Source organism: Streptomyces sp. NPDC001480 (assembly GCF_042894725.1).
Classification (GTDB): Bacteria; Actinomycetota; Actinomycetes; order Streptomycetales; family Streptomycetaceae; genus Streptomyces.
In genome coordinates, this window is the sequence record NZ_JBIAVX010000035.1 from 34,679 (window position 1) to 46,770 (window position 12,092).

The window sequence follows — 12,092 nt, forward strand, 5'->3', positions numbered from 1 at the left end:
GAACGCTGCACCACCCCGGCCAGGTCGCGGAGGTCTGTCGCCGCGAGGACCTGGCGGACCTGGTCGCCGCCGACACCCCGCCCGGACCCGAGCAAGCCGCTGCCCGGCTCCTGGGTGCACGGAGCCCGGCGCAAGATTCACTCAGTGGGGGGCCGACCGGGTTCGAGCCGCCCGATCAGGCGAAGCCGGGTTGTTCATCCACTCCCAGCATGAGCCGTCTGTTATGCGCGGCTCATACAGAGTTCGACCTCTATGTGTGCTCCTTGCTTCCGACACGCGTCGCATGCGGCGCGCAGGGGCGTGCCAGCTTGTATTTTCGCCTGATATGACAGATTTCGTGAAGTACATCCTGGATGACGGGTCAGAGGTCATCTTTGAGTCGGCGGAAAGTGACTTGGTCGCACTGCACAGCGGACAGCCCGACGTGGTCAATGGCGGTCAGCTGCAGACTCGACTGGAGTCAGTGTCTGTAGCAGCGGAGCAGGTGGCCGCATCGTTGCGATCACGGTTGGCGCCAGATGAGATCGAGCTCAAGTTTGGTTTGAAAGTGGCCGGAGAGCTGAACTGGTGGTTCTTCGCCAAGAGTCAGGCTGAGGGGACGATCGAAGTCAACATGCGCTGGGCGTCGCCGTCTCACGCAAGGGAACCGGCATGACTCACACCAGCCAGACGGTACGGGCCACGGCTGTAGTACTCATCGACGGCCGTCGCGAAGGATCGGCAGTACTGGTCGACCGCCGGTACCTGCTAACTGCTGATCACGTGCTAAGGGGCGCCAACCATGCCGAGGTCGTGCTCCCTGCTGTCGCTCTTCCGGCCGGGCAGCAGGCGCGCACGCGAGTCCGGCGGGTCCTGGCGACACCGGGGAGCAGAGCAGTGGACGCCGCAGTGCTCGACCTGGGCGAGGACCCCCCCGACTGGGTGCCGCCGCCTTTGACGCTGTCCCCGAAGCGGCGAACACCGACAAGGGTTCGCGTGTTCGGATTCCCTCGACAAGACAAACTTTCCGGCGTCTGGGATGACTTTGAGGTGTCTGGGCCGACCGTGGCCGGGACGGTGCAGCTGGACTGGATGCGCCCGGTCGGTACGTTCCGTGGCCACAGCGGCGGCCCCGTCCTCGACCGCTATTCCGACATGGTGGCGGGGGTGTTGGTCGAAGGCTCCACTCAAGGCAGGTTCGACCGGTTCGTGCCAGCTGCCCTGATCGTCGACTGTTGGCCCCAACTGCCCCGGCCGTGGCTGCTGAGCGGGCCAGAATCGGTGGGGCACTTCCACCTGCGGGCATATGGGCAGCGCAGCCAGGCCCGCGGCGGTGACCTGTTCCGCGGCCGTGAGGCAGCCCTGGCCAAGGTGCGCAAACAACTGACGGCGCCGGATGCGCCGGGCTTTCCCCTGGTGGTCACGGGGCAGCCCGGCGCGGGGAAGTCCGCGGTCATCGCTCGCACCGTCCTCAATCTGCAGGCCGACAAGATTGGGCCCGGTGTGGCCTTCCATGCCCGCGGGGCCACGCACACCGACCTGCTGACGGCAGTCGCAGACCTGACCGGAGCGGACCGCGCCGACTCCACGTATGACCTCGTGAACTCACTTAAGGGACAACGTGACGAGCTTTGGCTGGTCGTCCTAGACGCGCTGGATGAGGTGTCCACCACCCCGGAGCGGCGAGAGATCACGAAACTGCTCACCGAGCTGGCAGCGCTCCCCTCGCTGCGAGTAGCAGTGGCCACCCGCGCGCTGACCGCCAGCCTCGCTGAAAGCCGTTACCAACTCGGCGGTCTACTGCCCGATCTCGGTATCACTTCTCCAGACAGCCCCCACTTGATCGATCTGGACGACGACCGATACTTCGAACGTGCCGGGATTCGTGATTACGCTGCTGCACTGCTCACGCAGTTGGGCAGGGACATCCCCGGTTCGGCCTCATCCCGCTATCGAGCCGACTCCGACCTATGCGATCGGCTAGCGTCCGTGATTGCCACACAGGCCGACCGAAATTACCTAGTCGCCGCGATGGCCGCGGATCGACTGGCCACCGAGGCCGATGTGGTAGACCCGGCTGACCCCGGGTTCGATCCATCCACGATTCCGACCAGCGTCCGCGATGCGATCGATAAGCATCTCGACGGGATGGATCGAGACCACCAGCTACGGGTACGCGGACTGCTGACCGCCTTGGGCTATGGCCGCGGCACAGGCATCGACGATCGGCTGTGGCTCGACTTCGCCGCGGCTCTGGGGTACACAGCCAGCCTCGAAGACATCGACGAGCTTCACCACTCCTCAGCCTCAGACTTCTTAATCCAGGCTACCGACACCGACGAAGGCGGACCGGTCTCTCGGCTATTTCACCAGGCTCTCGCCGACGAACTACTAAGGCGTAGGCACCGGCCTCGCGACGAGCAGGCTCTACTCAACGTTCTCCGACCAGAGTGCGGCTGGACACAAGCAGGTGCATACGCTCGGCATCACGCAGCCGACCATGCCTCCGCCTGTGGTCGACTACCGCTCCTCCTGTGCGACCCGGAGTTCCTGGCCGTCGCCGACCTTGTCCGGCTCCTAAGCCTCCTGCCGCAACGTCCGGACCTGTCTCTCGTCCCCATTACCGCCGTGCTACGCCAGGCCGCCGCCCCAGCGAACCAACTGCCTTCCTCGCGAAGAGCACGATTGCTTTGCCTCGTTGCAGCGCACAGCGGTCTAGCTGAACTGCGCGATGAGCTCGCGACTGTCTGCCATAACGGAACTGTGCCCCGCTGGGCACACTCGCTGGGGACGTCACACCGAGTACTCGCAGGCCACACCTCGTTTATCGGGGCGGTGGCAGTCGGCCGGCTCGGAGGCCGCGACATCATCGCGTCCGGCGGTGACGATGGCGTGCGGGTTTGGGATGCGGCGACCATCCAACCTATCGGCCACCCCATTACCGGGCACATGGGCTGGATCCGGGCAGTGGCGGTCGGTCAGCTCGGAGGCCGCGACATCATCATCGCCTGCGCTAAAGGTCAAGATACCGTGCAGGTCTGGGACGCGGCCGGCGGCCTAATCGCCAACCCGCACATCTTCATCTCCAACCCCGATCCGAGCGAAGAAACTGACGGCGTGGAGTGTGCGGCGATCGGTCGGGCCGGAGGCCGCTACATCTTCGCTGCCCGCGCCCCTTACTCGGGCACATTGCGGGTGTGGGATGCGGTCACCGGCGAGCCCATTGGCAATCCCCTCACCGGCCACACGGCCTGGATCCGGGCAGTGGCAATCGGCCGGGCCGGAAATCGGGACATCATCGCCACCGTCACCTGGACCGATGGGCTGCGCGTCTGGGACGCGACCACCGGCCAGCCAATCGCCAACCCGGACAGTGATGATGATGCGTTGGAGTGCGTGGCTATCGGCCGGGCTGGGGACCGCGACATCATCGCCTCCGGCGGCGACGATGGCATGGTACGGGTGTGGGACGCGGTCACCGGCGAGCCCGTCTACCCTCCTCTAACCGGCCAGGCCGGGAGAGTGTGGACGGTCGCTATCGGCCGGGCTGGGGACCGCGACATCATCGCCTCCGGCGGCGACGATGGCATGGTACGGGTGTGGGACGCGGTCACCGGCGAGCCCATCGGCCACCCCCTCACCGCTCACACCGGGAGAGTGCGGACGATCGCTATCGGCCATGCTGGAGGCAGCGACATCATCGCCGCCATACACGAAGACCCCACGGTTCGCATCTGGGACTTGGCCGCCCCCCAGCCCATCAGTAACGCCCTTACCGGCCATGCCGACAACGTGCACTCTCTTGCGGTCAGTCGGTTCGGAGACCGCAACATCATCGCCTCCGGCGGCAACGATGGCATGGGGATCTGGGATGCGGTCACCGGCGAGCCCATCGCCCCTCCTCCCACCGGCCACACCAGTTTCATCCGCAGCGTCCGGGCTGTGGCTATCGGCCGGGCTGGAGGCCGCGACATCATCGCCTCCAGTGTCAACAGCAACTCACGCGTGCAGGTCTGCGACGCGCTCACTCACCAGTCCATTGTCAGCTTCCCGGCCTATCCGGGTTCAGGGCCTATGTGGTCCATCGCCTCGATTGCGATCGGCCGGGCAGGGGGCCGCGACGTCATCGTCTCCGGCGGCTGGCACGGTGTGCGGGTGTGTGATGCGGTCACCGGCAAGCCCATCGCGAACCTCCACACCGATCCCATCGAATCTGTGGCGATCGGCCGGGCCGGGGGCCGCGACATCATCGCCTCCGGCAGCGACGATGGCATGGTGCGGGTGTGGGACGCGGTCACCGGCGAGCCCATCGGCCACCCCCTCACCGCTCACACCGGGAGAGTGCGGACGATCGCTATCGGCCATGCTGGAGGCAGCGACATCATCGCCTCCGGCGGCGACGATGGCATGGTGCGGGTGTGGGATGCGGTCACCGGCGAGCCCATCGGCCACCCCCTCACCGCTCACACCGGGAGAGTGCGGACGGTCGCTATCGGTCAGGCTGGGGGCCGCGACATCATCGCCTCCGGCGGCGACGACTGCGCGGTGCGGATCTGGGACGCTGAAGGAACCGAGGTGAATGTGGCAGACCACCTCCTCCCTATCCGCTGCGTAGCCATGGCGCTGGATGGCTCTTTGTACGTTGCAGCCGGGCCATCGATCTGTGCATACACGCCGCCTCAGTGATCCGGGGTGCAGTGGGCAGAACCGGAGTGCCCTGCACTGGCACGAGCGGCTCGGGCAGGGCGGCAACAAGGCTTCTCGGCTGAGATCCGATCATAAGGCGAAGCACCCCCGAAGGGAGGGGGTCTACGACGATGGCAGGGGGCCGGGTGCCCGGGATGGGGGCAAGCCCGACTCCCCGAAAGGTCGGCACCCGCGGGTGCCGGTCGGTCTGGGGTCTTCCCACCGTCGCACACTCCCGCCCTCACCCGTGACACCCCGAAGGGCAATGTCCTGCGCAGCCCGTGCCACCAGGACTGTTGATGAGCATGCTGGGCACGCCTGTTGCATAGGCTTGCCCCATCGGTGCTGACCCCCGACCACGGATGCCGAGTGCCGTACTACGGGTCCGACCGAGGCGGACACCGTGCGCGAGTGGCCGACGGGGGCGCCGGTCGGGATGGAGGGCGTGTTGTGGACATGGTCGCCGGGGCCGAACTGCGTGGCCTGGCCGCCCGGCCGACCCAGATGCCAGTCCGATGGGCACCGGCCGCGCAGACAGGAGGAGCAGGGTTCCACTGCTGAGTCTGCGGGGCCGGTGCATGACTCACCTACCCTGCAGTGCGTCCGATAAGCCCCATCCCTCCCAACCGCCGCAAGGGAGAATCTTGTTCACGCCAGTGGGCCCGGCCGTGCGTGCCGGCCGGGCCCACTCATTGCTCACGCGTGGCGCGCTCCTCGCGCCGGGTGTCTTGGTCTACCAGCGGTACCAGCGGCCCTTGCGGCCGCCGCTGTCGGCGGTACGGACGACGAAGCCGAGCAGCCATACGACGAGCACGATCACTGCGATCCACCACAGTGCCTTCAGCGCGAAGCCCGCGCCGAAGAGGATCAGAGCCAGCAGAAGAACCAGAAGCAGGGGAACCATCGTTATCAACCTCCTGGCCACCGGATGCCCTTACTTCCACCCTACAAGCACACAAAATATGAGTTACTTCCAAGGGATGAGGGGCATATGCGGGCCGCACGCCGGGGACGGTTCCCCTTTCTCATACCTCACGCACCGCAGACACGCAGCACGTATCACTCAAAGCGACGCTGTGGCTGTGGATTTGCCGGGACCGTTACGGGCTCCCGGGTACAGCTGACGCCGCAGACTGGGAACTGAGAGAGCTCAGCCGCACGACCGCGCTCGAGGAAGCCGAGCTCAGGCCGAACAGCGCGCCATCGAGGCCCGCACAGGCAGCGCGTCGCTGTGAATCAATCATGTTCCCGGCAGTGAGCGACGCCATTACTCCCCCGCGGGCGAGCAGCCGCCTCAAGCAGTGAGCCGTTGGGGGTTCGTTTCTCCGGTGAACGCCCACCCGCCATCCGAGTGATGCCGCGACGGTACGCCCGCACCGGCGCATCCGGGCCGCTACCTGTCTTGATCAGCTTCATTGCCGATCGAGAGAGATGAGCGCATGCATCCGTTCCACGCGAAGCTTGCCCTGGTCACCGCGGCGGTCGCCGCACTGCTCGCACCCGTCAGCTCCGCTCCCGCGGCTGCGGCCGCATCCGCAGTGCCCGCCTTGCGCGTGGCCGGTGCCGCAAGCGTGCGCCGGAATCTTCCCGAGCCGCCGTCGGCCGACATCGTCCGTAAGGAACTCAATGAACTCACCATCGCCGCCCCGCACCCGATGACCGGCTACTCGCGCGCGAAGTTCCCGCACTGGATCACCCAGTACGGCACCTGCGACACCCGCGAGGTCGTCCTGGCCCGCGACGGCCAGGGCGTCGTCCAGGACGAACAATGCCGCGCAATCTCGGGGGCCTGGTACAGCGCCTACGACGGGAAGGTTTCCACCAGGCCGTCCACCGAGGTCGACATCGATCACGTCGTCCCATTGGCCAACGGTTGGCGCTCCGGCGCAGATGAATGGACCACCGCCAAGCGCCGCCAGTTCGCCAACGACCTCACCAACCCGCAACTGATCGCAGTGTCGGCGAGCTCGAACCGGCAAAAGGGCGACCAGTCCCCCGACCAGTGGACACCGCCGCTGCGCTCCTACTGGTGCACCTACGCCCGGGCCTGGACCCACGTGAAGTACGTCTACGACCTCAACATCACCGAACCGGGAAAGAACAAACTGGACGAGATGCTGGACACCTGCCCCGCATGAACACCAGCCCGGACACCAACTCCTACACCAGTACCGTCACCGCCGGCCCCGGCGGGGCGATGACCGACGAAGTCGGCATCATCACCGGCGACCTCACCATCGCCACCACCCTCCTGCCCGACGGCCACGCAGCCCGCGTCACCATCCAGTACACCGGCGCCAAGGAGTGGTACACCCTCACCGGCAGCCCCGCCCCCATCCCTCAAGGAGGCCTCGCCGCCTACCACCGCGACCTCCTCGGCCGCATCCGACGCGGCCAGGGCGCCACGGCAACCTGAACCCGACGCATCGACAGCTCCGGCCTTGATGGCAGGCCGGAGCTGCGCCCAATTCAGCCTGTGGCTCCCGGGCCGAGTGCCTGGGAGCCACAGCCGTCTGCGGGCTCTCGGCAGCGGGATTGCTGCTCTCGCCGCGCAGAGTGAAGCCGGCGGGTCAGCAGGGTGCCGCGACGTTCCCGCAGTAGATCCAGCCCCACTGGGGAGAGTTGAGCTGGTACCAGACGTTTCCGTACCGGTTGATCTTCTTGCTGTAGTAGTGGAGGGGCTGGCCCGCGGCGGAGGTACGCCAGAGCACGGAGCCGGTCGAGTAGTAGTCGTCCCTGACCGGATCACCCGCCCTGAGGGCATTGGTCCAGCCCTCCTCCGCCACGACGACGGTCTGGCCCGATGCGGTGCCGGAAACCGAGGCCGCCGTTGTCGTGGCGGCTTGGGATGCCGCCTGGGCCGGAACGGTGATCCCGCCGGCGAGAAGGGCAGCGCCCATGGTGACCCCGGCGAGAAGGGTTCGTATGCGCACGATGATGTCTCCGTTCGTGTGGATGGTCTGGCAGCCGCATGCGCGATGCAGCAGGGTGCGCCTGTCACGGCACGCACTGAGCTCGCTGTACTTGCTGTGTGGGGCGGACGGGTGTCCGCCCCCACACAGCAGCCGGGCCTCCCCCTGGTCACTCAACAGCGGACCTGACCCGGTGCCCTTGGTGCCGGATGGTGCGTGTTCCAACGCGCCTGGCGCTTCGGGTGAGCTGAATCCCCCGGCCGTCCGGCAGTCGCCCGAACCGCTCCTGGGGTTCGCACCACCGATTCCACCGGCCGACGCATTGTTTGGCACTGCTGGTCAGGCGGCCGAACAATGGCCGGACGCGATCTTTGCGGGTGTGTGGTGGATCCGTAGCGTGGCTGGCTGGTCCAGTGCAGGGGCAGCTGCCGGGGGTGGCGTGTGGCGGGTCGCCGTGAGGTGCCGTTGGATCCGGGGTCCGGTCCGGTGCAGCGGTTCGCGTTCGAGTTGCGCAAGCTGCGCGCCGAGGCGGGCGGGATCACCTACCGGGTGCTGGCGGACCGGGCGGGGTACTCCATCACCACCCTGTCGCAGGCAGCGGCTGGTGAGCAGTTGCCGACACTGCCGGTGGTCTTGGCCTACGCCCGGGCGTGTGGGGGCGACCCGTTGGAGTGGGAAGCCCGGTGGAATGAGGCCGTGGCGGAGGCCGCCGCCTCCGGACCGGCGGCGGACAACGAAGGGAAAGAGTCGCCGTACAAGGGGTTGGCGCGGTTCGAGACAGGGGACCACGGCCGGTTCTTCGGCCGCAACAACCTCACCGTCGACCTGCTGGAGCTGCTGCGCCGCCGACGGTTCGCGGCGGTCTTCGGCCCGTCCGGCAGCGGCAAGTCCTCCCTGCTGCGCGCCGGCCTGATCCCCTCCCTCCAGCACACCCAGGAAACGGGGCTACGTCCGGCCGCGATCCGCATCCTCACGCCCGGAGAGCGCCCGGCGCGCACTCACGCCCACGTGTTCGATCCCAGCGATATCGGACCCGGCTCCGGTAACGCCGGTGCGGACACGCTCGTGATCGTCGACCAATGCGAGGAGATCTTCACCCTCTGCCAGGACCTCACGGAGCGCGCCCGCTTCATCAGCCTGCTCCTGGCCGCATGCCGGCCTGAGAACCGATTACGAGTGCTCATCGCCGTGCGCGCCGACTTCTACGGTCGCTGCGCCGAACACCGCAATCTGACCGACGCGCTGCGCGACGCCCACCTGCTGGTCGGCTCGATGAGCCGGGAAGAGCTGCGCGAGGCCATCGTCAAACCCGCCACCATGGCCGGCCTGACCGTGGAGCGGGCGCTGACCACCCGTCTCATCGAGGAAGTCGCTGACGCACCGGGCGGATTGCCGCTGCTCTCGCACGTGCTGCTGGAGACCTGGCGCCGCCGCCGCGGGAAGACACTCACTGTGACCGGCTACGAAGCAGCCGGCGGCCTCGCCGGCGCCATCGCCAAGACCGCCGAAGAGGTCTACGGCCGCTTCACCGAAGCCCAGGCAGTCGCGGCGCGCCGCCTTCTGCTGCGCCTGGTCACCCCCGGCGACGGCACCCCCGACACCCGGCGACCTGCCGACGGCGTGGAGTTGGAGGACATCGGTGGCCACGAAACCGTACAGGTCCTGGACGCCCTCACCCGCGCGCGGCTGCTCACCGCGGACGACGACACCGTCGACCTCGCCCACGAAGCCTTGCTGACCGCCTGGCCACGGCTGCACCGCTGGATCGATCAAGACCGCGAACGCCTACGCGTACACCGCACGCTGACCGAAGCAGCACGCGCCTGGGAGGAACTGGGCCGCGACCCGGGGGCCCTGTACCGCGGCACCCGCCTGGCCACCGCCCGGGAACACTTCGGCTCCCGGCCGACCGCCGACCTCACCAGCCTCGAATGCGCCTTCCTCACCGCCAGCATCACCGCACACGCACAGGAGCAGCAGGCCTCGGCGCGCACCACCCGGCGCCTACGGGGCCTCACCGTGACCCTGTCGGTCCTCCTGGCCCTCGCCGTCACCGCGGGCCTGCTCGCCTGGCAGCAGAGCCGGATCAGCGACCAGCAACGGCACAATGCCGAGGCCGCCCGGCAGGTGGCACTGTCCCGACAACTGGCAGTCCAGTCCGCCGCCCTCGTCAACACCAATCCCGATCTCGCGTCCTTGCTTGCCGTCCAGGCCTACCGCACCAGCCCGACAACCCAGGCCATGGACAGCCTCTATGCCGCCTTCGCCGTGCCTCTGCGGCACAGATTCACCGGATTCACCGGGGCGGTGCTGTCCGTGGCGTTCAGCCCGGACGGGCGCACCCTGGCCGCCGCTGGCGACGACCGCACGCTGCGGCTGTGGGACACGCACACCGGTCGCCTCAGACGAGGTTCTGGTAAGCGGGCGGGCGCTACGGTTTCGGTGGCGTTCAGCCCGGACGGTCACAGCCTGGCCACCGCCCGCGACGACGGGGCCACGCGGCTGTGGGACATTCGCACCGGCCGGCTGCAAAGAGGCCTGGCCGCCGATTCCGAGGCCGCGGACACCGCGGCCATGGGCGTCGCCTGGCTGGCGTTCAGCCCGGACAGCCGTACTCTTGCCACCGCCTGCGACAACGGCACCCTGCGGCTGTGGGACACGCGCACCGGCCGCCTGCAACAGAGGCTGGCCAAGCACGTCCACGGCGTACACTCGCTGGCGTTCAGCCCCGACGGGCACACTCTGGCCACCGGTGGCAATGATGGCGCCGCACAGTTGTGGGACGCGCGCACCGGTCACCTGCGGAGAAGGCTGGCCGGGCAGACACGCGTCGTACGCTCGCTGGCGTTCAGCCCGGACGGGCGCACCCTGGCCGGCGGCGACGACGGCACCATACGTCTGTGGGACACGCGCACCGGTCACCTGCGAAGAAGGCTGGACGCAGACTTTGCAGCTGCGGGCTCAAAGGGGGCATCGGGCGTCGCCTCGGTAGCATTCGGTTCGGACGGGCACACCCTGGCCACCGGCGGTGATGACGGCACCCTGCGGCTGTGGGACACCCGCACCGGACGCCTGCAACGGAGCCTGGCCGGGCACGTCCACGGCGTACGCTCACTGGCATACAGCCCCAACGGGGACACCCTGGCCAGCGGCGACGACGACGGCACCGTACGTCTGTGGGACACGACGGCCGGCCAGCCCCGGCCCGTCCTCGTCGGCCGGCCCCTCAAAGCGGACTCCATGGCATTCAGTCCGGACGGGCGCAGCCTGGCCACCGCCAACTTGGGTGTTAAAGCAGTACAAGTGTGGGCCATGGCCACCAGGCGCCGACCTATAAGTCTGGCCGAGCACACCAGGGAAACCGACTCGATGACCTTCAGCCCGGACAGCCGTACCCTGGCCACCGCCAACAGCTACAAGTCCGGGGCGGAGTTATGGAACACCAGCACGGGCCGCCTCCGAAGAACGCTGGCCCGCACCGCCTCGGTCAAGGCAATGGGGTTCAGCCCCGACGGACACACCCTGGCCACGGCCAGCACGGACGCCGGACTGCAACTGTGGAACGCCGCCAACGGCCGGCTACGCAGCAACCTGCCTGCGAAGGCAGGGCGTGAAATCACCTCGATCGGCTTCAGCCCGGACGGCCGCACCCTCGCCGCCGGCAGCGACGACGGCACCGTGCAGTCCTGGGATGCGGGCACTGGCCGCAACCGGGGGAACCTTGCCAGGCACGACAGTGAAGTGACCCTGGTGGTATTCAGTCCAGACGGGCGCACCCTGGCCACCGGTGGTCTCAAAGACCGCACAGTACGGCTATGGGACACCAATACCGGCAGCAGCCGCGGCAGCCTGCCCGGGTACACCGGTCAGGCGGGCTCCATGGTGTTCAGCCCGGATGGTCGAACCCTGGCCATCGGCAGCGACGACGGCACTGTACGGCTGTGGGACACCAACACCGGCAGCACACTCGCCACACTCTCCGGACACACAGGCACCGTGCTCGCGATGACGTTCAGCCCGGACGGCCACACCCTGACCACGAGCAGCGCCGACCAGACCGTACGCCAGTGGAACGCGACCCTCCCCTCCCCCGCCGCGGCAATCCGCACCATCTGCCGCGCCATCGCCCGCGACCTGACCCCACAGGAACACTCGGTCTACCTGCCCGACCAGAAACCAACAACCACCTGCGCAAAGTAGTCCGACGCAAGCACTGGAAGATCCCCGCAGAGAATCCTGTTCGAGCAAGGCCAGAACCAGGATGACTGGCCTCTGTTCCCGTATGCTGCGCCCGGCTGGCGCCAGGCCCTCATGGCGCGCCAACTCGTCACGCGCTGAGCGCGGAGGCCCCGCCGACGCGCAACACCCCTTGAGGGCGCCCGATCCCCCGGCCGCTCCACCACACCACGCCCGCCCTCCCCAGTTACCTTCTCCGTGGCCCCGTAATGGGGTTCCCGGTCTCCGGGTCCGGTATGACTTGCTCCCCCTGTCGGTCATGGTCGAAAAGGTGGTGTC

Annotated in this window: 7 protein-coding genes; 5 read left to right on the forward strand and 2 right to left on the reverse strand. The window is 67.9% G+C overall.

From position 1 onward, the window contains the following. Nucleotides 1-337 precede the first annotated feature (337 nt). Together ACFY01_RS44000 and ACFY01_RS44005 are read left to right on the forward strand one after the other, a co-directional pair. Complete coding sequence (locus tag ACFY01_RS44000) at nt 338-655, forward strand: CU044_2847 family protein (RefSeq protein ID WP_390741404.1); 318 nt, start codon at nt 338-340, stop codon at nt 653-655. Continuing rightward, nucleotides 652-4,665 (forward strand): trypsin-like peptidase domain-containing protein, encoded by a 4,014-nt coding sequence (locus ACFY01_RS44005; RefSeq protein ID WP_390741405.1) that lies wholly within the window; start codon nt 652-654, stop codon nt 4,663-4,665. Before ACFY01_RS44000 ends, ACFY01_RS44005 begins: the two co-directional genes overlap by 4 nt. 733 nt (nt 4,666-5,398) lie before the next feature. Here the strand turns inward: ACFY01_RS44005 and ACFY01_RS44010 are convergent. Beyond that, nucleotides 5,399-5,569, reverse strand: a complete 171-nt coding sequence (locus ACFY01_RS44010; RefSeq protein WP_011113206.1) for a DUF5670 family protein — start codon at nt 5,567-5,569, stop codon at nt 5,399-5,401. Between the two features lie 535 nt (nt 5,570-6,104). Here ACFY01_RS44010 and ACFY01_RS44015 point away from each other — a divergent pair. Together ACFY01_RS44015 and ACFY01_RS44020 are read left to right on the forward strand one after the other, a co-directional pair. Beyond that, nucleotides 6,105-6,803: an HNH endonuclease family protein gene (locus ACFY01_RS44015; RefSeq protein ID WP_390741406.1), complete on the forward strand. Its 699-nt coding sequence runs from the start codon at nt 6,105-6,107 to the stop codon at nt 6,801-6,803. Next, nucleotides 6,800-7,081 (forward strand): hypothetical protein, encoded by a 282-nt coding sequence (locus ACFY01_RS44020; protein ID WP_390741407.1) that lies wholly within the window; start codon nt 6,800-6,802, stop codon nt 7,079-7,081. Before ACFY01_RS44015 ends, ACFY01_RS44020 begins: the two co-directional genes overlap by 4 nt. A 154-nt stretch (nt 7,082-7,235) precedes the next feature. Here ACFY01_RS44020 and ACFY01_RS44025 read toward each other — a convergent pair whose 3' ends face one another. Continuing rightward, nucleotides 7,236-7,598 (reverse strand): hypothetical protein, encoded by a 363-nt coding sequence (locus tag ACFY01_RS44025; protein ID WP_390741408.1) that lies wholly within the window; start codon nt 7,596-7,598, stop codon nt 7,236-7,238. Nucleotides 7,599-8,018: 420 nt separating this feature from the next. Between ACFY01_RS44025 and ACFY01_RS44030 the strand changes: the two genes are divergently transcribed. Continuing rightward, entirely contained in the window at nt 8,019-11,777 is a 3,759-nt protein-coding gene (locus ACFY01_RS44030) for a helix-turn-helix domain-containing protein (RefSeq protein WP_390741409.1), read from the forward strand. Nucleotides 11,778-12,092: the final 315 nt, after the last annotated feature.